Origin of the sequence: Chitinophaga eiseniae (assembly GCF_900167135.1) — a bacterium.
In the GTDB taxonomy this organism is placed as follows: Bacteria; Bacteroidota; Bacteroidia; order Chitinophagales; family Chitinophagaceae; genus Chitinophaga; species Chitinophaga eiseniae.
This window is the reverse complement of the sequence record NZ_FUWZ01000001.1, coordinates 1840840-1861830: the sequence shown is the minus strand read 5'-3', so window position 1 is coordinate 1861830 and position 20991 is coordinate 1840840. Positions and strand designations below refer to the sequence as shown.

Genomic DNA, 20991 nt, shown 5'->3' with positions numbered 1-20991 from the left:
ATCAGAAGGGAACTTTTTTGTTAACACCACTTTTCCATTTGATAATCAGCGATACGATAAAAGACCATATCACAGAATAGATGGCCGCCGCTGTGGCAAAGCCGACACAGTCATTATCGGTCACGCTCAACTGCTGACAAATATTATTTGTTTCCAGGTCGTTATGAGGCATTGCATAAGCAATATACGCCACGATCAACGCTGCGACGAGCACATTTACCAGCCATACCCACCATTTGTTCCAGGGACGTCTGTTAAAAAACAAATAGTAGTAATTCACGACAACGACCGTATTAATGACAAAAAGCCAGATAAAAACCTGATTATAGAGGGAGGTCCTGGTAAAGCCGGTACAGGAGAGGTCTAGTCCACGAAGATGTTCTCCCAGGCCGTTGGCATCAGAATAGAGGCCAAGTGATTCAAAAAGGGCAATGACAAATTCCATACATATATTTTTATGATCTTCTTTTTAACAGGAACACTACTCCCAGCAAGGCTACGATCGCAACAATGATCCACCAGGGAAATCCACTCCGGGTCCCCTGGCCACCGGCATTGTCCTTGCTGACTTTTACCTTAAGTGCGAACTGTGCCGCATCAGCATAGTGATTGGTGTAGGCATCAGACATTCCTTTGACGAGGTAAGCGAAGCCAAAAGTTTTATGTTGTTGCAGCGTATCAGCCGGGTTGGAATCGTCATTGGTTGAAGAAGCCTCTACCCAGCCCGGCAGCCGGGGCTTCAGGCGGAGATATACGTCCTGGTCGGGTTGCAGGGCCGTGGTTTGTAATGTAAACAGGTGGGTATATCCTTCCAGACCTGGCCCTGCCAAAGGCCCCGTTTCTTTTACTGATACCAGCCGGTAGTTGACAGGCAGTTCGTATTGAGATACATCCAGTAAATAATTTTTATCGGTTTTCAGATGGTCCAGGTTGGCGGCCAGTGAGAACTGAAATACTTTCTCACCATTTCTGTCGTTACCCATGGCAGCATGGTTGATCATCAGGTTGGTGGCGGGGAAAGAAGCCTGGAACTGTCCTATTTTATCATTCAGTACGATCTTGGCGTCAATAGATTGTTTCCCTGGGGGAAACAGATAACAGCTGTTTTCATAGCCTTTGTATTGGCCGAAATTTATCTTGTCCAACATCGGCCGTAATTGCGCAGGTTTCCCGAAAATCACCATATAATAAGGGCGGGAAATGGGGTGTCCGCTGAAATCTGCGACGGCAGGACGTTTACTTTCTATATAATATTTACCGTCGAAGTTTGAATTCAGCTTAACAATAACAGTAGCGAAGTTCTGGGACATCAGCGCTTCTGCAAGGTATAATTTTATGGTGTGCTGCGCAGCTTCCAGGTATGCCGGGGACGTACCTTCGCTATCGGAAAATATAAAGTCTGAAATCAGCACATTGACATCTGTTTTAACGCTGTCGGCTACCCGTTTGATAATTTCAGGGATATAGGAAGTAGTGGTACCGCATCCGGAGGCATTGAAACTCACGGGATTCAGGTTCTGAAAAAAGTACTTTATTTCGTTCGGCTGGGCATTTTCTTTCTGTGGGCAAATCTGCTTATTGATATAATAGATATTAAGCTGGCTGGCAATATCCTTTGTTTTAAGATCGGTAATAAAACCCATGACCGCATTCTTAAACGCAGAATTAACGGTCACATAACCATTCATGCTACCCGAATTCTCGATGAATATCTTATAGGTGGCGGGTGCCATATTTGTGCCGCCCGGCACCTGGATGTCAGCACTGCTATCTTTCGCCGGTCTGTACTTTTCCCGGCTACCAGAATTACTTTTGCAGGCTGCCAGTACGAAAAAAAAACCACATACTACACTGATCACTTTAGGTAGTTTCAACATTGAGTAAACTTAATTTTAAAAGAATGATATGATGCTGCTCGGGAATATTGGGAACTAGTCTCTTCAATAGGGCATAATCATCAAGTCCGGGAATCTACATACGTCAGGGGGCCAATCTACACAAGCTGCTGTAACTGATGCGATTAAATTGAGTGTCTTTCTATCAGCAATATAGTCATATTTTTTAAATATATAATCAGCTGCCTGAAAATTAATTCATTACCCCTCGCGAACCGGTCAACTATAAGGCCTGTCGGCATTCTGCAGGATTACCCCTGAAATTATCATGAAAACGGCGTTTACCTTCAGAAAAAATCTGGGCATAACGGTGTAACTTACCCTATCATCCTCTAAAAACATATCTTATGGGACCGTTGATCATTTCCGCATCCATGCGGATAGCCAAACCGCCGCAGGAAGTTTTTGAAGCCATCGTTGATCCGCAGAAAATGCGGAACTACTTTATTGCCTCCGGCAGCGGCCGCATGGTGGAGGGAGAAACGGTGGTATGGCGGTTTGCCGAAGAAGCGGTCAATTACGATATTCCGGTGAAAAAGGTGGTAAAAGACAAAGAAATTCATTTTGAATGGGAAGGCGCCCCACAGCACACCACACAGGTGAAGATAATATTGTCGCCTTCACCAAACGGCGGTACCCTCGTAAAAGTGACCGAAGGAACGCTTCCGTTAGATGAGAAAGGGCTGAAATGGTTCTCTCAAAATACTTTCGGGTGGACCAACTTCCTCGACTGCCTGAAGGCATATCTTGAATACGGTATTCATCTGCGCAAAGGCGCTTTTGAGGAAATGGAGGCGTAAGCGAGGCAAAAAAAGACCGGCCCTGCGTGCCGGTCTTCCATTGTAAAAAGATTTTTTTATTCAATCTCCAGTTGGCGGAGCACATTGTTGACCACCCTGTCGCACCGGATAAGATGGAACGGGAAGACCACATCATTTTTATAGAAGTTGGAAATATGTTCGCGCAACATCATTTTGGCCCTGATCTGGCGGACTTTGACGTTAACCCGGGAGATGTCCAGCACTTTGGCGGTTTCCGCCACGTTGAGCTGTTCCAGTTCCCGTAGCACGAAAACGGCCCGGTATTTTTCCGGAATACTCAGCAGCGCCTTTTCCAGCACTTCACCCAGCTCTTTGTTAATGACAGTGTCCACAGGTGTTCTAGTTTTGGCAATATCCTGACCTAGCTCCACTGTTGAAATATCCTCGCTGCCTGCGTGCTGCCTCCTTTTGAGATGCTGATGGCACTCATTGATCATAATCCTCTTGAGCCAGGTAGCAAAAGCAGCTTCCTGCCGGAAGCTCTCCAGGTGCTGATAGGCATTGATGTAAGTCTGTTGCATCACGTCCTCCACATCCATGTCGTTGTTCAGGAAAGACATCCCGATCCGGAAGAGACTGGCGTTATTGCGCCGCATCAGCAACTCGTACAATCGTTTTTCTCCTGCCAGCACCCTGGCGATAATTTCATTGTCAGTAAGCGTGTCAATAGGTTGAATGATACTCATTATCAGTTATTAGATGGTTAAAGTGAAAATAAGTTACAAAAAATGGTAACATTTTGTAACCTTTTATGAAATCTGTACTCTAATCCATATCGAAAGGCATATAAAAGCCTGACTATTAACCTGATTAACCTATAAAAGCACAAACTAAAACGATGACGACAGGCCAAAAATCCCAGCAGACCGGCGTATCCCTGCCACCATTAACCCATGAACGCCTGCAGGAGCTGAAACAAACTCCTAAAGGTCAACGTATTATGCAGGAAGCCTTCGAGGTCTTCCCGGAACTGGTTAAATCCCTTACCGCCAACTTACAGGAGAAACTCACCCGTTATGAACAGGCCCGTACAAAAAGTACCGGTTCCCCGGATGGACTCACCTTAAGTATGCTGGTGGATGACTACCAGTTCCTCGAGTTTGTACAACATATTATGTTCGTGAAATGGAGAGAAGAGAAAAACAAACGGTACTTTCCCGTTGACACGCGGATAAACTGATTGATTTTTCATGCACGCGCGGTACTTGTTCTCAACAGGTACAGATTGCCATGCCCGAACTGCAGGGTTTGATAAACTTCAAAACCCCTTTTCGTATACCAGTTGACGTTATCGACCATCGATGTTTCCAGGTACACGGGGCGTTGCCCGTCTGCGAGGAGTTGCCGGAGCAGCAGGCTGCCCGTCCCCTGATGCTGTTTACCCGGCAATACCCCGATGAACCATCCTCCCGCGACCCTGGCGGACCACGTAATTAACGCTTTTATTATCTGCAAAAGCGGCTGTCAGTATGCTGACGACCGTTTCCTTATCGGTATGTGCTGCCTGGACCATAATGGCCCTGAAGGTATGGAATATCCCACTGGTGTGGACAATGACAAGATATATTTTTGAGAGAAGGTAATTTCCTGTTATTTTTGCGCCCATGAGATACTGATCAACCACTTACTTTCCGGGCTTCCTGCCCATCGTTTAACGCGGCGTGTTTCCATGGCCGTGTATTTCTCATATTTTAGCTATTGTATCCTGATGCAGTCTGCGTATTACCGTTCCCGTTTGTTATTTATTGTTTTGGTGGTCGTGATAGACACCGCTGGTTTTGGTTTGATTTTTCCGGTCCTGCCGCAGTTACTCCGTGAGCTGCTTCATGCAGACATCAGCACCGCCGCCCGCTACGGCGGATGGCTGGCATTTGCCTATGCAGCCATGCAATTCATTTTTGCGCCTGTACTGGGCGGACTGAGCGACCGTTACGGCCGGCGGCCCGTCCTGCTGTCCTCCCTGCTGGGTTTTTCCGTTGACTGTCTCTTTCTCGCTTTTGCGCCCAATGTAACGTGGCTGTTCGCCGGCCGTGCCATTGCAGGCATCACCGGCGCCAGCTACGCCGTGGCTTCCGCCTGCGTGGCCGACATCAGTACCGACGAAAACCGTACCCGTCATTATGGACTGATCAACGCTGCCTTTGGCCTCGGCTTCATCATCGGCCCGGTGATTGGCGGCACACTGGGCCGATGGGGTACGCACACCCCTTTTATGGTGGCCGCAGCGCTCAGCTTCCTCAATTTCCTGCTGGGATATTACTTTTTTCCGGAGTCGCTGCCCCTGGCGCATCGCCGGGCTTTTGACTGGAAGCGGGCCAATCCCCTTGGCGCTCTGCAGCACCTGGTGCGGTTTCCGCTGGTAAAGTCATTGATATTCTCCATGATGCTGGTATCTTTCGCCACCCATAGTATGGAGAGTGTGTGGGCCTTCTTCACCATAGAAAAATTTAAGTGGAGTAATCTGCTGGTGGGTTATTCGCTGGCGTTTGTAGGTGTATTGTCCATCATCTCCCAGACCTGGCTGGTGGGCGTGCTCACCAAACGGCTCAGCGACAGGCAGATGGCCGTTACCGGCTTGTTGTGTATGATCACCGGCTTTCTGCTGTTTGCCTTCGCCGGATGGCAATGGATACTGTTGCCCGCCCTGGTTATCTACATCGCTGGCAGCATACAGGGTACCGCTATGCAGAGCATTGTCGCCGGCGCCATGCCAGATAATGAGCAGGGCGAACTGCAGGGCGGGCTGGGCAGCCTGATGGGCCTCACTACGTTGCTGGCCCCGCCGCTGCTGACCAGCAGCTTCGCCTGGGCCACTGCGCGCACGTCGCCGGTGTATTTCCCTGGTATGCCCTACCTGATAGCCGGTATACTGACATTTTTCAGCCTTTTGTTGCTGCTGAGAGGGTTTAGGAAGACAGCACGGTGATTTTTTCGTGTAATCGCTTCAGACAGACACCGTGGCTGCTACGATGCCCTCTATTACTTTGGCGGCGTTACAGGAGTTAAGTCCGGCGCCCCAGCAGGCGTTGAACTCCAGCACAAACCAACCCGTCTGTGGAGAACAGGCGATATCTACAACCACTGCGGCAGGAAGGTCAGCTACATGATGTTGCAGGAAGTCTTTTACAAAAGCAGATCCGGTCGCCAGGTCAGCCGTGCCTTCATAAAGAGCGATGTCCAGCATCTGCCCGTTATGTACAAAACAGCGGGCTTCCGCCGTGATAGGCGTGACAATGGAAGATGCCATCACCGCCTCTTCAGGGGGCAGCGTGCCCAGTACGTTCTGAAAATCGGTCAGTGTAGGAAAGATGCCAGGCCTGAATATTTTAGGTATTACCGGCTTTACAAAAACGGGGAAGTCGGTTTCCCGCAAGTCGCCGGCATCGCGCAGCGTGATGGTCCGCTGTGTCCAGCGGGTGTCCAACCGGGTGATCAGGGTATCATCCGGCGACAGTAGTTCAGCGCCATACAACTGCGCCAGGACAAAAGCGAAAGCCTGGTTGCCGTAAATAGCCACAGGCCTTCCGGCAATAGCCTCTTCACGGACCCAGTATTTTCCCAGGCGGCGGACATCACCTCCTCTATTTGTCCAGGCAGAGGCTACAGCCTCCAGTTCGACATCTGTTTTTTCAGGAATCAGTAGCACAGGTAACATCCAGGTAAGATAGCGCAAAGCAAACACATCCTCAACTATTCAATAAATTTATTGAATAGTTGAATTTTCTGTATTTTTGTGGCTTATGAAAACGACTGCGAGAAAATTCAAAGACACCGTTTATGTGGAGCTGGCCAAAACCGCGAAGGCGCTGGGCAATCCGCATCGTATGGAAATCATTGATTTGCTGGCGCAGGGACCTTTCACCGTAGAGACCATCGCCCGTTATACAGGCATGACCATCGCCAACACCTCCCAGCACCTGCAGGTGCTGAAAAATGCGCAACTGGTGGCCATCAGCCGCAAAGGCAATTACATCTACTACCAGTTGACCGGCGAAAACGTATACGCTGCCTGGGCATCGCTGCGCGAGCTGGGCATGACGCATAACACCGAAGTGAAAAAAGCGATCGACGATTACCGCAAGGGTTATCATAACGGTGACGCCGTCAGCGCCGAAGAACTGCTGGAGAAAGTACATGCCGGCGATGTCATTGTATTGGATGTAAGGCCGGAAGATGAATATCACCGCGGACACATACACCGTGCCATCTCCATACCGCTGGACCAGCTGCAGGCGCGCATCCGCGAGCTGTCCAAAAAACAGGAGATCGTAGCCTATTGTCGCGGCTCTCTCTGTATGCTGGTGGAAGAAGCAGTCACCCTGCTTAAACAACAAGGCTATAAAGCCAGAAAATTTGATGACGGATACAAGGATTGGGCCCTCAAAGGGTACCCTACCACCATGACAATGTAAGGAGATGAGTTATCTGAAAAATACTTTCCGGGAAGTCAGCAACCCGTACGATTTTAAACAGGAATACCTGTCCAGCCCCGAGCACTCTTTCTGCGAGGCCTGTGATACTACTGCCCGTAAACAGACCAGCAATTTTCTCGAGATCGCCACACTGGAACAGCTGAAGCGACTGCACAAAAACGAAACGTTTTCCGGCACCCGCCGTAAGTTTTATTCCATGGTACTGCTGACAGCCGGCAGCGTACAGGAAACCATCGGCTACAACACCTACACCTTCGATGCCGGAATGCTCTATTTCATCCCGGAGAACCAGTTGCATGCCATTCACCACTGGAGCGACGATGTGCAAGGTTATCACTGCATCTTTGATGCTGACTACTTTCTGCTCTGTCTTAAAAATCAGGTTAAGCTACACCAGTACCCTTTTTTCCAGCACGACAAAAAACCGTTTATCCGCCTCTCTTCCGAAGAATCCGCGCTGGTAGCCGGGCTGTTCAGCAAGTTGCGGCAAGAGCACTGCAACCGGCAGACTTTCAATGACGACCTGCTGGTAAGACTGTACCTTAACGTACTGCTGATAGAAACCGAAAGGATATTCCTGTCACAACAGGGCGACAACGACCCGCACCTGCCCCGCAAAGAGCAGCTCGTCGCCTCGTTTAAAAACCTCGTCTCCAAACATTTCCAGGAATACAAACTGGTAACTGACTACGCCAAACTGCTGTTCGTGAATCCGCATCACCTGAACGACACCGTCAAAGAAATTACGGGTAGCCCGGCCAGCAGTTTCATCCACCGGCAGCTGATCACCGAAGCCAAAGCACAGCTCATTCAAGGCAACGAGACCATCGCCGGTATTGCCAATTATCTCAACTTTGCCGACCAGTCCTATTTTTGCCGGTTCTTCAAAAAACAAACAGGCGTTACTCCATTACAGTACCGCAACGGGCACCGGCACGACGGCGTTTAAAAACCGCCGTTTGTACTAAAAGTCCGGCGGAACGTGTAATGCTTCCGCCACCAGTCCTCCCTAATTTTGCTGGTATAAAAACGAGACGATATGAGCCAGCAACACGCCACTTTACTGCAGTTCTTCGCCAACTGGTGTTATCCCTGCAAAGTACTGACCCCCATCGTTAACGCGGTGGAATCAACCATGAGCGATCAGCTCCGTGTCAGCCGTATTGATATTGACCAGGAAGAAGATCTGGCAGGCCGTTTTCATATTATGGCAGTGCCCACCCTCGTGCTGATGCAGGATAGCCAGGAAATATGGCGCCATACCGGCGTAATGTCTGAGCATGAATTAAAGACAGCGCTGGGAACAGCGCTGTCAGGCAAGCTATAATTATCAATGGTTGGTTTCTGTTTATTCAGAAAAGCATAAGAAAAAAGGTGGTTAAATAAGGGGAACCGGTCGCGGTGTCCCCTTTGATGTTTGTCATCGGTACCAATGTCCGTAGTGATGGTGATGGTAATGCGGGCGGTGATAATATCCCGGCCGGTCATGGACTACCAGGCAGCTGGTCAATCCCCCTACCAACACCAACGCCAGGACGAGAAATTTTAATGTTTTCATCGTCGTAAAGCTTTTTGTTGTGATGTATTGGCGGCTCCCTTCAACCCTGCAGCGGTAAAGGTTCCTTTAGGGGTAATAATGATAAAAGCGTGCCAGAGTGGGGTGTGGAGTGTTATTTAGTGTTAAGGGAAATGTTACCAATCGGTTTCATAATCTTCGATCCAAAGCAGACTGTCGGGGAAGGGAATAGAAAATTCTTTAAACCTTTTAGTTGTAATTAATATCCGACTGTTGTCTACATCTGCAGTATCATAAGCAACCGGGAATTGCTTGCCAACAATGCTATCTTTTCCTGAGCGGTGAATCTCAGGGTATGGATTGCTGCTATAATACAATTTGCCTTTTACCTTGTAAGCATACTTTACCGTACCTCCAGGGCCTCTGGAATTAATGTTGTACTCCAATACTGTCCCTACAGTCAGTACATAATGCTGCTTCAATCTATACTGCATTATCCAATAACCGATACCCATACAAATCAACGCGCCAAAGAAAAGATAAGGGAGTGACCGATTTATTCTATGTAAAATATTGGCGGTTTGATTATTCATGGGTAACGTTACCTCCTTAATTCAAACAAGTATTCATCATCCAATCAGCATCTAAACACTTATTCGTAAAATTCCATCGTAGCTCTTTATCGTTTACAAGTTGTCATCTAACCGGTAGTCACCTTTATCATTTATTTTTGTATGGTACTTTATAGTAGTTCAGCTCCAATGGAAGGTATTTAACTTTGCTATCGTTTCTCTATGCCTTCCCCATCTTCTCTACCGCCAGTTCAACCGTTGACATAAAGTTCACATGGCTTCCTTTATTGCTTTCATAGATGAAATCACGGATGCTTTTGCCGGGGTATTTTTCGAAAGACCCGACAATACTTACCCGCATTTTGTAGTTAATGAATTTCTGCAGCACCTCGCCGGCGATACCGGTTTTCAGGTCAAAGAAATCGGGGATAATATTTTTTTCGTGTATAATCATCTTGTCGAAATCCTGGTAATAAACATCGACAATCAGCTGCAGGGCTTCGTCGGGATTATGGACCAGGATATCGTCTGAAATTACTTCTGCTACGCGTACATTGCCGGTTTCGTGAATAGCCAGGGTCATCTTATTTCGGTTTTAACAGTGGCCAAGATAGATTTTTTTTGGAAGATGCCCTAAAATACGCCAACTTGCCTGTTTGTTAACCGACAGGCCACCATGGCCGAAAGAAAAAATAATGATTGTGTCATGTCGCACCGTATCTACCTCTACAACCTGAACAACGAAGTAAACCGCCCGGTCCCGGAGATGCCGGCCGACGGGTCGCTGGAAAGCCTTTTGCCGGTTATCGGCAATGATGACCCCAACAGCATTGCCATGATGGAATGGAAATATGAGTTTCCCTTTTTCCTGCATCCTTTATTTTCCGGCAGACCGTATCTGGGCACACCCGCGTATAACGGGCAGGCCGGCGGTATCTACGCCCATGCTCCGGAGGGTATTGCCGCGCTGAAAAGGTTCTACGATTTTATCGATACCCATGCCGCCAGGCTGACCGACAACCCCGAGGCCTTCCGGGTGGACAAACAAAATATCTTCAACTTCCTCGATACAAAAATCGTGAATGACGGCTTCCATCTCGACGCCTGGGATGTGTTTAATATGAGCGACGAGCCGCATGAAACACAGGCCGCAGAACTACTGGAAGATATCCGGCTTACCAACGCCGCCATCGAAGCGGCCATCGCCGCCAATGACCCGCTGTTGCTCAACGAGTGTCCTGACGTGCAGGACAACCCCTATCGATTCGGCAGCTTCCGGGAATTTTTCAGCTGCAGCGTTTATGGCCATGGCTGGGACGTTATCCGGTCCGGTTACTACGAGCCTTATGAAGACACCTCCGGCCAGGAAACGTTCTCTGAAAATGGCCTTGTCGGCCTCAAAATAGAGGGCAACGTGGTGGTCCCCGCCGAGTATGATGAAGTATTTAGTTTCCCGGAGAATGAAAACTTCGCCCTCGTGCGGCGGGACAATAAGTGGGGATACGCAGACCGGCAAGGGCGCCTCGTTTCAGGGCTGGCGTATGACATGGCCTACGACGTGCAATACGGCCGGGCGATCGTAAAATGCGGCGACCTGTGCTACATCGTACTCCCCGGCAACCCGCTGCCAGATGCTGGTTACGACGATGTCCTGTATCTTTCCGATGCGCCGTTACGTTTTATTGTGGCCCGCAATGGCCGCCACGGCGTTGTGGACGCGGCAGGTAATCAGCTGCTGCCCTTTGCCTTCGCAGAAGACATAGAAGAGCATAACTTCCTGGATGCGAAAATCATCGCCGCCCGCCACCTCGACACGAACATCAAACACTACTATACATCGCACTTTACCCGCATCGGCGACGACAGCATCGACGAAGTCAGCTGGGGCGGCACCTGCCTGGGCGATTCCATTTTTATATACATCCGTCGCAAACCCAAACAACAATGCGGCCTCTTTACCATGGAAGGCAAAGAACTGCTACCTGTCCAATATGATGAACTGGAAGCAGTGATGAATGGCGCCGTCATCGCCCGGCAGGGCAGGCAGTATGGTATCTATTCCGCGTATAAAGGCTGGGTAGTCCCGTTGTCTCCTGTCAACATTGAACTGACAGAAGGATATACCTGCCTGCTCACACAACAAGGCAAGGAAGGACTGTTTGTTGCACAGTACAATATATTGATACCGCCGGTATATGATATCATCTCCCGGGATTTCACCTGGCATAATACCAACGAGTGGGAAACCATTGCTGTTAACGGGGAAAGCGCTTTCACCATTAATCACGAAGGCAAGGTTACTCCTCTCACAGCTGCAGCCATCGCTACGCATCTCAAGGATAACCGTTACCGTTATACAGAGGAGCTGGTAGCGGCTCTCCTTCCGCTGGCCGGTGACGAACTTCCTGCCGACATGCTGTATGAGCAGGGAGACAAGGCGTTGGAGGCCCAACAATACGACGAAGCCATCCGCCTGTTTAAAGCCGCTGCTGCCCAGGGCCAGAAAGATGCGATGAACGACCTCGGCTTTATCCACGAGACCGTTGAGGGTTATGTTGATGACATAGCTGCTTTCGACTGGTACTCCCGTGGTGTGGCCGCCGGCTCCCCGCATGCCGCCAACGGGCTGGGCAACTGCTACCAGCACGGCATCGGCACCTCCCCTGACATCCGCAAGGCGCTGGAACTGTACCACCATTCAGCCTCCCAGCATATCCCCCATGCGCACTACAACCTCGGGGTGTTATATTATGAAGGTGTCAAAGTAATCAAAGACGATCAGCTGGCGCTGAAACATTTCGTATATGCAAGCCGGTTTGGGATCGACTGTTACAACTACGTGGGCACGCTGTCAGAAGCGACAGAAGATTATAAAAGCGCGGTCGATGCTTATCGCAGCGGCATAAAAAACAAAGACGCTTACTGCGCTTTTAATATGGCACGGCTATACGAACTGGGCCAGGGCGTAAAAGGCGACCCGCGCAAAGCGCTTTCACATTATATGAAAGCAATAGACTTCGGCATGGAAGATGCCACGCTGGAACTACGCCGGATGTATCTATACAACGAGGATGTAAAAGATGAAGCTATGGCACAGAAATACGAACAACAGGCCCTCGACGCCGGACTCGATATTCCTGAATAACAAACACAAGGCCGCGGCTGAAAGGCGGCCCTGATCTTATAACAACATCGTTCCAAAGAACATAACCCTTCCCCATCTGTCAGTCATGTCCCTGTGTTTTAACGATCTTGTTATAAATGCCAAACAACAAGAGCGGGGCGACCCATTGCCCCACAAACAGCCCGGTATGTTTCTTTCTCAGGCAATGCAGGAATGAAGAAACTCCCATAGCAGCAACAGTCCCTGCTGTTCCGCTGGTTCTGACTGCTCCTGCTTGCCCAATAAATCTTCCTTGGTAAAAGATGGATTTGATTGCTGATCAATGTCCTTTTCTTTGTCTTTATTCATAACAAAAAATTTAAGGTTAGAAATGATCGTCGCTTTATGAACAGATTTTCCCAATCCATGCCAGAGGAGACGGCCCCTTGCATGCCTGCTCCCCCTTATCCCACTGAATACCAATGTTATTTATTTTCGTTTACGCTGTCGCGTGAGTGATGGCAGGCCCATCAAAAAGAGTCTCCATTGTTGCAGTGCTTCTACAACTGTGTTGTGATATCGCCCGTTTCGTGACGCGGAGGCCGGAACGATTAGCATGTCGCCGTACACTGCAATAAACGGCAATTACGCAGGACGATGTATGACGAAATACGCCAGTTCCTCTCCCTCCCTTCTTATATTACGCGGCGAGCGGCTGAAGCCTGCTTTCAGCAGCACCTTTTGTGAACCAACATTATCCAGGTCCGTCAGCGCTACCACCTCTTTTACAACCGTTTGGTTAAAACAGTAGTCCACCAGCATTTTAGCGACAGTAGTGGCAATGCCTTTCCCCCAGTAGGCCCGCGCCAACGTATAACCGATTTCCAGTTGGTCCGGCACCTCCACAAATGGCCGTACCAGACAAGTCCCGATGAAGTCGCCGGAAGCAACGTCCCAGATACCCCAGCGGCCAAACAGTCCTTTACGATAATCCTCCTGCGCTGTCTGGAACAACTCCCTGTAACGTTCGGGGCTAACTACCGGCAGGTACTGTGTCACCGCCGGATCTTCAAATAACACCAGGAACACATCCAGTTCATCCGGCAAAAATTCACGAACGAGGATACCCCCGTCTTCATATAAAGCAGGCATGTTTACGTTTGTTTTTTATAGACCATAGTGATTGGCAGATGACCGGAATTCCGTATATTCATGATCGTAACGACAGACTCATTATAACCCGTCAGATCAATACAGATTTTTCAACACCAACCAACCGCTGTTAAAGGTACACTATACTTCATTACCGCCATCAATATATCGACAACTGTCAGGTAACCATATCTGTACGGTGAACAATCCTGATAAGCCCCGCTGTATGTAGCCAGTGCGGATAATCCTGTCTTTTTTTATTTGTCAACCTATAAAAAAAACCAACATGAAAACGCGTCTATGTTTCATCCTCGCCGTGGGCCTCACTATGGCCGCGTGTACCAAGAAAGCGCAGGAACTGCCTGCCAGTCAACCCACAGAAAACACTTCCCCTTCCATTGGCCTGAAAGGCCAGAATCAGCTGCTACCGGGTGTCCATGAGTACCGGCTGCTCGTCAAATTCAAAGCCACCGCCATCAGGGACATTGAAAAAAATCAACCCGTGTTCGCTGCACGACAGACGCCAGCGACGGCCAAAACGTGGAGCCGCAATGCGGGTAACGTACAGGCATACACATACGAACAGGCCATCCCGCTCAGCCCCGAAGAGAAAACGGCGATGAAGCAGGGACGTCAGGCCGCACCTGCCCCCGGCCTGTTCGATCGTTATGCTTTCAGGGGACTGCTGTACGTAAAAGAAGCTCCGGGCTTGTCTCCCGCAGCTGTACTGGAACTCGCCAATGCTTTTGAACAGCTGGACATCGTAGAGTATGCAGCGATGGAACCGGTAACACCACCGCCGCCGCCCACGCCAGACTTCAGCAGCCAGCAGTACTACAAAAACGACGTCGATGCCTCCGATCCCAGCGTGCGCGGCATCAACGCCGCCTACGCCTGGTCTATCGGTGTAACCGGCGCCGGTATCCGTATCGCCGACATTGAATGGGGGTACAACAAAAACCATGAAGACCTGACCGGCTCCCGCATCCGTGAGGTACTGCCGCCACCGGACGATCAGTTCAAAGACCATGGCACCGCAGTTGCCAGTATCCTGATGGCGAAAAACAATGGCTTCGGCGTGACCGGCATGGTATACGGCGCCGACAGTTGTTACGTCATCTCAGAACGGGTCAGCGGCAGACCGGCAGGTATTGCGGCCGGACTGCAGCGGCTGCGCCGGGGCGATGTGTTCCTGTATGAAATGCAGACCGGCGGCCAGGGCGGGCAGTATGTACCTGCCGATTTTAACCAGGCCGTGTGGGACATCACCAAAACAGCCACCGACTCCGGCATCATCATCGTGGCTGCCGCCGGCAACGGCAACCAGGACCTCGACGGCGCCTATTACGCCAGTTACCGCGCCCGGGGCGACAACGGCGCTATCATTGTTGGCGCAGGCACCAGGTCACAACGAAACAAAGCAAGCTTCTCCTCCTATGGCAGTAAAGTACATCTGCAGGGCTGGGGAGACTGGACCGTAGTCAGCGCCGGGTACGGCTCCCTGTATAACGGCGGCATCAATGCTACCTACTCCAAGGATTTTGCAGGCACCTCCTCCGCCACCCCGATCGTCGCCTCCGCAGTAGTGGCGGTGCAATCGTGGTATAAGGCACACAATGGCACCGTATTGTCACCGGCAGCCATCCGGAACCTCCTGATCAATACCGGTACACCGCAGGGCACCGGCGGCCACATAGGACCACTACCCAATATAAAAGCTGCCATTGAATCGTTGCTGGCAACAGGATTGTCTGCCACCGCGAAAAGAAATTGATCATCTTCGGCAGAATAAAAAGAAATCGTCCTAAGCTACTATGCCCCCAAAAAGTGTTCAGCTTTTTGGGGGCATTACAAAGCGAGAGGCGGCTGCTTCAATTTTATACGGCAGTATATTCTAAGAAAAATTGATTAATCTTTCTCTACCCCTTGCTGGCCGTGATTTAAATGCATCTGATTAATTTTCTATCACATATTCTACTTCAAACACCAGGCCGGCGCCGGCAGCAAGCTGCAATGGATCAGTGCTCACAAAAAGCACCCAGCCTTCTCCGTTGGACAAGGTAGCTGGTTTTCTGGATTTACCGGGAGATACCGCTAGTTGAACATATTGATCTGCGGGGAAAGGCCAGTTTACTATCCCATAGTAGGAATTTTTATCTGTAGCATTATACCCCACCAATATTTTGAAGCTACTGGTATTGGTAGTATTCAATGCACTGAAACGAATACTCCTGATAACGGCTTTCGCAGGCATGCTGACATAGGCCAGTCCTTTGGCGCCCAGGTCCGGCACCCTTATATGCTTACTGATAACGGCAGCCGTCAGGTTTGCTACCGGTGTTGTAGTTGGATTGTAAAGGTGCGATGATGTGCCGCCCAGATCAATTATTGTGGAATCATTGTCGATAAATGTCTTCCCGTATGGCAGGGTATAAATGCTGTTGGTAAAACTGACCTGAGACGTCGTGGCATAAATATTTGACATATTGGTGCCTTGCAACGATTCTGTATACAGCAGATATCCACTGAAGGCGGCTACAGAATTTTCGAATTTTAACAGGCCCGCAGTGGCGTCATTAAAAACAGTGGATATCGGCGGGAAAGAATGAAATGAGCCTGTCAGGCTAAAGGCCTTTGTATTTTTCAGATGGATGGCCTGGCAGATACCGGATTCGAGCCCGCAACTCATCAAGGTAATACCATCGCATCCTTCAAAATAATAGGCAGTTGGAATAACCCCATCGGTAGAATAGGAATTGTTGGTCAGATGATCACACGCACAGTCTGAGAATGAAGTGTAATAAAGATTCCTGATGTTATAGCCGCTCAGCCGGCATCCGGACGCCCAGCAGCGTACAAAGGTGCAGGAAGTGCCGGTGCCGCTTTTCGGAGTGGTGGGGGCAAATACAAATCCGTGATCACAGCGGGTTGCTACCAAGGCAATGTGCTCGCATTGCCAGCTGTCCTTTGTATAAAAACCGTTAATACAATTTTCGACCTCAACTTTTGTTAAACGGGTATGATTGGTCCGTGGATAATATAAGCCGTACTGATTTTTGTTGGGAGCTTCACCCTTTAGCCGGATGTTCTCTACGTTATTCTGGTAGGCATAAGGACCATATGAAGGCTGAACAATGCACATAATAGCATCTACATTGTACATGTCTTCCGGTCTGGGAGAGGGATAGTTAGTGGCCGTATTTGTCGTTTTTTTGATGATGGTTTTGTAGTTGACTGACCCGGTAATATGTGTCTGGTCAAGCACGAATAATTGAGAGGTGATGTTGTATACACCATCCGGGATCAGCAACGTGCGGCTTTTCCCGCTGTTGGCCACAAAGTTCAGTGCTGCCTGCAGCGCCTGGGTGTCGTCTGTGGCGCCATCCCCTTTTGCGCCAAACCATCTGGCATTGACCGGATCACTGTAAAGTCTTTTCCAACGTCCGGTAGACGATTGCGTTGACTGGAACACCATACCAGTGTTATCTCCACCGGTGGCGGCACTGTCCCAGTAAAAATCTCCTCCGCCTCCATCTCCGGGAGTGTAGTAGCCTAACAGGTGGTATACCTCGTTGGGAATTGGATTGGGATAACTTCTCAATGCTGAAAGATGCTGAAATGTCATAGGAAAATATTTTGGTGAAGGAATCAGGTTTCCACTACAAAATTCTCCCGATGGTACGCAGGGTATCTGCATTGCAGAAAATATCTTTGAACTAAAAGAGGGTGGCCTCAAATAATAGAAGACGCGGAGAACCGATCAAACAACTTCCTGTTCCTTCAGGCACCTGAATAGGAGAGGCTGTCCCAAAAGTATGGGACAGCCTCTTTTATTGTTCCGTTATTCCGTTACGTAAAACGACGCATCATATTGCACTGCGCCCGTGGGGACCGTCCCCTCAAAAGCCTGCACCTGGAAATATTCCGGCGGGGCTTCGGGATAAAGCAACCGCGCGTCTGCCTTAAAGCCAAACCTGCCGTAATAAGCAGGCTCACCTAACACTACGCAGCCTTTGGCGGACAGCTGCCGCAATTCATCGAGTGACGCGCGGATCAAGGCTGAGCCCACACCGGCGCCCTGCCGGTCCGGCATCACGGATACCGGACCAAGCCCATACCATCCCTCTTCTCCGGAAGATATCGCCACCGGCGAAATCGCCACGTGACCGATAATCATACCGCGCTCTTCCGCCACCAGCGATAAGGTTAACCGGCCGCTGTTGCGCAGCGCCCGGATGATCAGTTGCTCCGTGCCGCTGGCATGTTCTGCCACGAGGAACGCCTCCTTTGTGACAGCATGGATTTGCGGGATATCGGATTGTCTTTCTTTTCTGATGATATAATTGTTTGTATTCATTGCCGGATAATAGTTTTCCTGTAGCATGATTTGAGCAACCATGCCATTCAGGTGTTTATAAATATTTTATTTAAAAAACGGGCGTTGCCCGGGGCGTATGTAATTACCGGCGGAGGGCCGGCAACTACGCGATTACAATATCCAGCATCCAACGAAGGTACGAAAAATTTATTTCGGTATATTTGACCTATCAACTTCACATATGATCTACCAGCTTTTGTTAACACTCCTGCTGCTGCCCGCACCTCCAGGTAAAAAAGTAATTACCGGCAACATCATTACAGACAAACCTCAAACATATTCCACTGCTGCACTCCAGCTGCTGTTGAAAGACAAAGGGAAAGTGGTGGGCAAAACAGTTACCGACAACCAGGGAAATTTCACCTACTCCTTTCCCGGTAGTACACCTCCACAGGTAGATGTGCTGTATAGCAGCCTGGGCATCAGTGCTAACGCTTATCTGAAAACCGTCGATCTCACAGCCGCCTCCGACACCGTCCGGATTACGCTGGTACTTCCGGCGCCTGTGCAGCAGGACGCGGCCGGCAAAACCTTATGCCCCAAGTGCAACAAGAGCGACGAAACGAGAGTGATCCTCAACAGCGGCATCGCGCCGAAGGTCACCAAAATCGTGGAAAAAAACGGGAAAGTTACCTTCAGCCCTATCGTGGGGAATATCTATTACATGGGCTCCTGCATGGGCACCACTATGGACCCGGGCTGGCATTGCAACCGGGACAATATCTTTTTCTAAACCATTACCTCCAGCACAAATATCACCGATGCCGGCGCTTTCGTTTCCGGATGCACCGGTTCTTTTATCTGTTTAACCGTCAGCCCCGCTTCTGCAAATAACCGGGACCAATCTTCCAGCGTTCTGAAATACCACTGATAAGGCTGTACGAACGCCCGTTTCATGCCGTTCCAGCTGCCCTCCTTCCACCCGGTCACATATGGCTCCTGCCCGGCAATCACCAGCGGATGCAGGGTCTGGATAAACACCAGTCCACCGGCAGTCACCACCCTGCGGATGTTTTTCAGCAAGGCTTCCGTATCCTCCTTGTCCAGCAGCGCGAAATTAATGACCGCAGCAGCAAACATCTCCTCCACCACATAAGCGCCGCTGGCGATGTCCTGAAAACCAGCTACGGCATAGGTACCGCCCCCTTTTTGCTTCGCATTGTCAATCAGCGCCGCTACCGCATCCACACCGGAAGCTTTCAGGCCCCGCTCCCACAAAGCGCGTGTCAGCCACCCCTCTCCGCACCCGATATCCAGTATGGAGCCTGGAGAATATTCCATCACCGTGCTTACAATGGCCTCGTTGGTGACCAACGTCCGCGAGGCAATTTCTGCGTGGTCGATAGTGGCAATCCACTGGTCTGCATTAGCATGCCAGGAAGCGATGATGCGGGAAGTATGACTCATGGCGGAAGCTTTGTGATAGCTAAGTTAACCTCTTTTCGCAGACTGGACCAGCCATTTTTATGGAATCTGGACCACCTGCATCCACCAGTAAGCCGGTACCTTTGTGTAACAAAACATAAGCCGTCAGACGGTAACGCAGGACACCGTACCTTTGGGACGTCTATTCACAACCTGCCATAACACACTTCCGATGGTCCGGCGCCGTCAGGAGTGATCCCGTCCACTTAAAAAACAACCAGCCGCCATGAATATTTACGATCTTATTATCACGGATAAAGAAGCCACCCGCCTCGAAGAAGTGTTTCTGCACGAAGAAAAGCGGAAAGCCATTGAACAGCTGATAAAGGAACACTATTATGTAGAAGCGCTACAGCAATACAGGCTCCCGGTCAACAATAAAATACTGCTGCATGGCGCCTCCGGCTGTGGAAAGACCACTACCGCCAAAGCCATCGCGCAGGCGCTGGGTAAGCCGCTGTTTATCCTGAACCTCAGCAATATCATCTGCGCCCGCATCGGCGAGACCTCCCAAAACATCAAAGCCGTCTTCGATAAAGCCGCCCGCGAAAAAGCCGTTTTATTCCTCGATGAATTTGATCAGATTGGCAAAGCCCGCGGCAACGACGACCGCGACGTGGGAGAAATGAGGCGCCTTGTCAACACACTGATACAGCTGATGGACTATTTCCCGGAAAACGCCCTGCTGCTCTGCGCCACCAACCATGTGGAGATCATTGACAAAGCACTGCTCAGAAGGTTTCAGCTCAATATACCCTTTGAGATGCCTTCCACCGCAGCATTAAATACTTATTACGACACCCTGCTGGCCCGCTTTCCGGAGCACATGCGGCATATCGAACGCAAAACAGGCATCTCCTTCGCAGAAGCCAAAGATGATGTTTTCACCCAGGTAAAAGCTGCACTGATCGCCCGGCTGGAGTCAACAACAAACCATGTGGACGTATGACCACCGAAATTGCAGACCGCCTTCAACAAATCAACACCAGGATACAACAAGCCTGCGCCCGCAGCCAGCGAAGCGCCGATAGCGTAAAACTCCTGCTCGCCACCAAAACAGTCCCGGCAGACCGTATCAAAACGGCACTGGAAACAGGACATACGCTCATCGCAGAAAATAAGGTCCAGGAACTGAAAGAAAAATACGACGCCCTGAAAGCAGTCCCCCATGAAAATCATTTCATCGGTCACCTCCAAACCAATAAAATAAAAGATCTGCTGAAGCATGATGTCACCTGCCTGCAGTCGCTGGACCGTCCCGACCTCGCAGAGAAACTGCATCAACGGCTACAACTGGAAGGAAAAAAAATGACCGTGCTGATACAGGTGAACACCTCCGGTGAAGAAAGCAAATTTGGCATCGCGCCGGAAGGCGCCCTGCAACTGGCAGAACAGGTGTCCCGCCTGGACACCCTGCAGATAAAAGGACTGATGACCATCGGGCTGCTGAGCGCAGAAACCGAAAAAGTCCGCCAGTGTTTCCGGCTGCTCAGGTTTCTGCAACAACAGATTATCGCCGCCGCTATCCCCGGTGTGGCCATGGACGAGCTTTCCATGGGCATGAGCGGCGACATGGAAACGGCCATTGAGGAAGGCGCCACCATTGTTCGTGTAGGCACCGCCGTATTCGGACAAAGGCCCACCCCCGACAGCTACTACTGGAACGAATCGGTCAACGTAAGGTAGAACGACAGAT

General features: G+C 50.0%; 24 protein-coding genes. 11 read left to right on the top strand and 13 right to left on the bottom strand.

The window, feature by feature from the left end; all coding sequences use genetic code 11:
- Position 1 precedes the first annotated feature (1 nt).
- Positions 2–445 (bottom strand): hypothetical protein, encoded by a 444-nt coding sequence (locus tag B5D63_RS07790; protein WP_078668148.1) that lies wholly within the window; start codon positions 443–445, stop codon positions 2–4.
- A 10-nt stretch (positions 446–455) separates the two neighbouring features.
- Entirely contained in the window at positions 456–1877 is a 1422-nt protein-coding gene (locus B5D63_RS07785; RefSeq protein ID WP_078668147.1) for a hypothetical protein, read from the bottom strand.
- 365 nt (positions 1878–2242) lie between these two features.
- Here B5D63_RS07785 and B5D63_RS07780 point away from each other — a divergent pair, with 365 nt between their 5' ends.
- Entirely contained in the window at positions 2243–2695 is a 453-nt protein-coding gene (locus B5D63_RS07780; protein WP_078668146.1) for an SRPBCC domain-containing protein, read from the top strand.
- 56 nt (positions 2696–2751) lie between these two features.
- On the opposite strand, the gene B5D63_RS07775 is transcribed toward B5D63_RS07780, so the two are convergent.
- Complete coding sequence (locus B5D63_RS07775; protein ID WP_078668145.1) at positions 2752–3402, bottom strand: sigma-70 family RNA polymerase sigma factor; 651 nt, start codon at positions 3400–3402, stop codon at positions 2752–2754.
- Between the two features lie 152 nt (positions 3403–3554).
- Between B5D63_RS07775 and B5D63_RS07770 the strand changes: the two genes are divergently transcribed.
- Positions 3555–3896, top strand: coding sequence for a hypothetical protein (locus B5D63_RS07770; protein ID WP_078668144.1), 342 nt, complete (start codon positions 3555–3557; stop codon positions 3894–3896).
- Between the two features lie 8 nt (positions 3897–3904).
- Here the strand turns inward: B5D63_RS07770 and B5D63_RS07765 are convergent, their stop codons facing one another.
- The gene (locus B5D63_RS07765) at positions 3905–4171 is read right to left on the bottom strand and encodes a GNAT family N-acetyltransferase (protein ID WP_078668143.1); all 267 of its coding nucleotides are present in this window, start codon (positions 4169–4171) and stop codon (positions 3905–3907) included.
- A gap of 280 nt (positions 4172–4451) precedes the next feature.
- On the opposite strand from B5D63_RS07765, the gene B5D63_RS07760 reads away from it, so the two are divergent.
- Entirely contained in the window at positions 4452–5642 is a 1191-nt protein-coding gene (locus tag B5D63_RS07760) for a TCR/Tet family MFS transporter (protein WP_200816930.1), read from the top strand.
- Between the two features lie 18 nt (positions 5643–5660).
- Here B5D63_RS07760 and B5D63_RS07755 read toward each other — a convergent pair whose 3' ends face one another.
- Positions 5661–6371, bottom strand: a complete 711-nt coding sequence (locus tag B5D63_RS07755; RefSeq protein ID WP_143312804.1) for an ATP-grasp domain-containing protein — start codon at positions 6369–6371, stop codon at positions 5661–5663.
- Positions 6372–6456: 85 nt separating this feature from the next.
- On the opposite strand from B5D63_RS07755, the gene B5D63_RS07750 reads away from it, so the two are divergent.
- The 3 genes from B5D63_RS07750 (at position 6457) to B5D63_RS07740 (ending at position 8476) form a co-directional block, all read left to right on the top strand.
- Positions 6457–7128 carry an ArsR/SmtB family transcription factor gene (locus B5D63_RS07750; RefSeq protein WP_078668141.1) on the top strand — a complete coding sequence of 224 codons (672 nt, stop codon included), beginning with the start codon at positions 6457–6459 and terminating at the stop codon, positions 7126–7128.
- 4 nt (positions 7129–7132) lie between these two features.
- Positions 7133–8098 (top strand): helix-turn-helix domain-containing protein, encoded by a 966-nt coding sequence (locus B5D63_RS07745; protein ID WP_078668140.1) that lies wholly within the window; start codon positions 7133–7135, stop codon positions 8096–8098.
- A 90-nt stretch (positions 8099–8188) separates the two neighbouring features.
- Positions 8189–8476 (top strand): thioredoxin family protein, encoded by a 288-nt coding sequence (locus tag B5D63_RS07740; protein ID WP_078668139.1) that lies wholly within the window; start codon positions 8189–8191, stop codon positions 8474–8476.
- Positions 8477–8569: 93 nt separating this feature from the next.
- On the opposite strand, the gene B5D63_RS35265 is transcribed toward B5D63_RS07740, so the two are convergent.
- From B5D63_RS35265 to B5D63_RS07730, 3 genes are all read right to left on the bottom strand, one after another.
- Positions 8570–8707 (bottom strand): hypothetical protein, encoded by a 138-nt coding sequence (locus B5D63_RS35265; RefSeq protein WP_200816929.1) that lies wholly within the window; start codon positions 8705–8707, stop codon positions 8570–8572.
- A gap of 134 nt (positions 8708–8841) precedes the next feature.
- Positions 8842–9258 carry a DUF3592 domain-containing protein gene (locus B5D63_RS07735; RefSeq protein ID WP_078668138.1) on the bottom strand — a complete coding sequence of 139 codons (417 nt, stop codon included), beginning with the start codon at positions 9256–9258 and terminating at the stop codon, positions 8842–8844.
- Between the two features lie 199 nt (positions 9259–9457).
- Entirely contained in the window at positions 9458–9820 is a 363-nt protein-coding gene (locus tag B5D63_RS07730) for a DUF4180 domain-containing protein (RefSeq protein WP_078668137.1), read from the bottom strand.
- A 123-nt stretch (positions 9821–9943) separates the two neighbouring features.
- Here B5D63_RS07730 and B5D63_RS07725 point away from each other — a divergent pair, with 123 nt between their 5' ends.
- Positions 9944–12382, top strand: coding sequence for an SEL1-like repeat protein (locus tag B5D63_RS07725; RefSeq protein WP_159455931.1), 2439 nt, complete (start codon positions 9944–9946; stop codon positions 12380–12382).
- Positions 12383–12559: 177 nt separating this feature from the next.
- Here the strand turns inward: B5D63_RS07725 and B5D63_RS34955 are convergent, their stop codons facing one another.
- Positions 12560–12709: a hypothetical protein gene (locus B5D63_RS34955; protein WP_159455930.1), complete on the bottom strand. Its 150-nt coding sequence runs from the start codon at positions 12707–12709 to the stop codon at positions 12560–12562.
- Positions 12710–12985: 276 nt separating this feature from the next.
- The gene (locus tag B5D63_RS07715; RefSeq protein ID WP_078668134.1) at positions 12986–13492 is read right to left on the bottom strand and encodes a GNAT family N-acetyltransferase; all 507 of its coding nucleotides are present in this window, start codon (positions 13490–13492) and stop codon (positions 12986–12988) included.
- 286 nt (positions 13493–13778) lie between these two features.
- Between B5D63_RS07715 and B5D63_RS07710 the strand changes: the two genes are divergently transcribed.
- Complete coding sequence (locus B5D63_RS07710) at positions 13779–15266, top strand: S8 family serine peptidase (RefSeq protein ID WP_078668133.1); 1488 nt, start codon at positions 13779–13781, stop codon at positions 15264–15266.
- A 180-nt stretch (positions 15267–15446) separates the two neighbouring features.
- Here the strand turns inward: B5D63_RS07710 and B5D63_RS07705 are convergent, their stop codons facing one another.
- Together B5D63_RS07705 and B5D63_RS07700 are read right to left on the bottom strand one after the other, a co-directional pair.
- Positions 15447–17117, bottom strand: a complete 1671-nt coding sequence (locus B5D63_RS07705; protein WP_159455929.1) for a glycosyl hydrolase family 28-related protein — start codon at positions 17115–17117, stop codon at positions 15447–15449.
- Positions 17118–17333: 216 nt separating this feature from the next.
- Complete coding sequence (locus tag B5D63_RS07700; protein ID WP_078668575.1) at positions 17334–17849, bottom strand: GNAT family N-acetyltransferase; 516 nt, start codon at positions 17847–17849, stop codon at positions 17334–17336.
- 202 nt (positions 17850–18051) lie between these two features.
- On the opposite strand from B5D63_RS07700, the gene B5D63_RS07695 reads away from it, so the two are divergent.
- Positions 18052–18603 carry a hypothetical protein gene (locus tag B5D63_RS07695; protein WP_078668131.1) on the top strand — a complete coding sequence of 184 codons (552 nt, stop codon included), beginning with the start codon at positions 18052–18054 and terminating at the stop codon, positions 18601–18603.
- On the opposite strand, the gene B5D63_RS07690 is transcribed toward B5D63_RS07695, so the two are convergent.
- Positions 18600–19277: a class I SAM-dependent methyltransferase gene (locus B5D63_RS07690; protein ID WP_078668130.1), complete on the bottom strand. Its 678-nt coding sequence runs from the start codon at positions 19275–19277 to the stop codon at positions 18600–18602. The genes B5D63_RS07695 and B5D63_RS07690 overlap by 4 nt on opposite strands.
- Positions 19278–19521: 244 nt before the next feature.
- On the opposite strand from B5D63_RS07690, the gene B5D63_RS07685 reads away from it, so the two are divergent.
- Positions 19522–20244: an AAA family ATPase gene (locus B5D63_RS07685; RefSeq protein WP_078668129.1), complete on the top strand. Its 723-nt coding sequence runs from the start codon at positions 19522–19524 to the stop codon at positions 20242–20244.
- Entirely contained in the window at positions 20241–20981 is a 741-nt protein-coding gene (locus B5D63_RS07680) for a YggS family pyridoxal phosphate-dependent enzyme (RefSeq protein WP_078668128.1), read from the top strand. The genes B5D63_RS07685 and B5D63_RS07680 overlap by 4 nt, the downstream gene beginning before the upstream one ends.
- Positions 20982–20991: the final 10 nt, after the last annotated feature.

Bases quoted from the DNA above. Each gene is read 5' to 3' on its own strand.
- B5D63_RS07750 (WP_078668141.1), top strand. From the start codon at position 6,457: ATGAAAACGACTGCGAGAAAATTCAAAGACACCGTTTATGTGGAGCTG.
- B5D63_RS07730 (WP_078668137.1), bottom strand. From the start codon at position 9,820: ATGACCCTGGCTATTCACGAAACCGGCAATGTACGCGTAGCAGAAGTA.
- B5D63_RS07780 (WP_078668146.1), top strand. From the start codon at position 2,243: ATGGGACCGTTGATCATTTCCGCATCCATGCGGATAGCCAAACCGCCG.
- B5D63_RS07740 (WP_078668139.1), top strand. From the start codon at position 8,189: ATGAGCCAGCAACACGCCACTTTACTGCAGTTCTTCGCCAACTGGTGT.
- B5D63_RS07755 (WP_143312804.1), bottom strand. From the start codon at position 6,371: ATGTTACCTGTGCTACTGATTCCTGAAAAAACAGATGTCGAACTGGAG.
- B5D63_RS07745 (WP_078668140.1), top strand. From the start codon at position 7,133: ATGAGTTATCTGAAAAATACTTTCCGGGAAGTCAGCAACCCGTACGAT.
- B5D63_RS34955 (WP_159455930.1), bottom strand. From the start codon at position 12,709: ATGAATAAAGACAAAGAAAAGGACATTGATCAGCAATCAAATCCATCT.
- B5D63_RS07715 (WP_078668134.1), bottom strand. From the start codon at position 13,492: ATGCCTGCTTTATATGAAGACGGGGGTATCCTCGTTCGTGAATTTTTG.
- B5D63_RS07775 (WP_078668145.1), bottom strand. From the start codon at position 3,402: ATGAGTATCATTCAACCTATTGACACGCTTACTGACAATGAAATTATC.
- B5D63_RS07735 (WP_078668138.1), bottom strand. From the start codon at position 9,258: ATGAATAATCAAACCGCCAATATTTTACATAGAATAAATCGGTCACTC.
- B5D63_RS35265 (WP_200816929.1), bottom strand. From the start codon at position 8,707: ATGAAAACATTAAAATTTCTCGTCCTGGCGTTGGTGTTGGTAGGGGGA.
- B5D63_RS07690 (WP_078668130.1), bottom strand. From the start codon at position 19,277: ATGAGTCATACTTCCCGCATCATCGCTTCCTGGCATGCTAATGCAGAC.
- B5D63_RS07790 (WP_078668148.1), bottom strand. From the start codon at position 445: ATGGAATTTGTCATTGCCCTTTTTGAATCACTTGGCCTCTATTCTGAT.
- B5D63_RS07680 (WP_078668128.1), top strand. From the start codon at position 20,241: ATGACCACCGAAATTGCAGACCGCCTTCAACAAATCAACACCAGGATA.
- B5D63_RS07710 (WP_078668133.1), top strand. From the start codon at position 13,779: ATGAAAACGCGTCTATGTTTCATCCTCGCCGTGGGCCTCACTATGGCC.
- B5D63_RS07770 (WP_078668144.1), top strand. From the start codon at position 3,555: ATGACGACAGGCCAAAAATCCCAGCAGACCGGCGTATCCCTGCCACCA.
- B5D63_RS07700 (WP_078668575.1), bottom strand. From the start codon at position 17,849: ATGAATACAAACAATTATATCATCAGAAAAGAAAGACAATCCGATATC.
- B5D63_RS07685 (WP_078668129.1), top strand. From the start codon at position 19,522: ATGAATATTTACGATCTTATTATCACGGATAAAGAAGCCACCCGCCTC.
- B5D63_RS07725 (WP_159455931.1), top strand. From the start codon at position 9,944: ATGTCGCACCGTATCTACCTCTACAACCTGAACAACGAAGTAAACCGC.
- B5D63_RS07695 (WP_078668131.1), top strand. From the start codon at position 18,052: ATGATCTACCAGCTTTTGTTAACACTCCTGCTGCTGCCCGCACCTCCA.
- B5D63_RS07705 (WP_159455929.1), bottom strand. From the start codon at position 17,117: ATGACATTTCAGCATCTTTCAGCATTGAGAAGTTATCCCAATCCAATT.
- B5D63_RS07785 (WP_078668147.1), bottom strand. From the start codon at position 1,877: ATGTTGAAACTACCTAAAGTGATCAGTGTAGTATGTGGTTTTTTTTTC.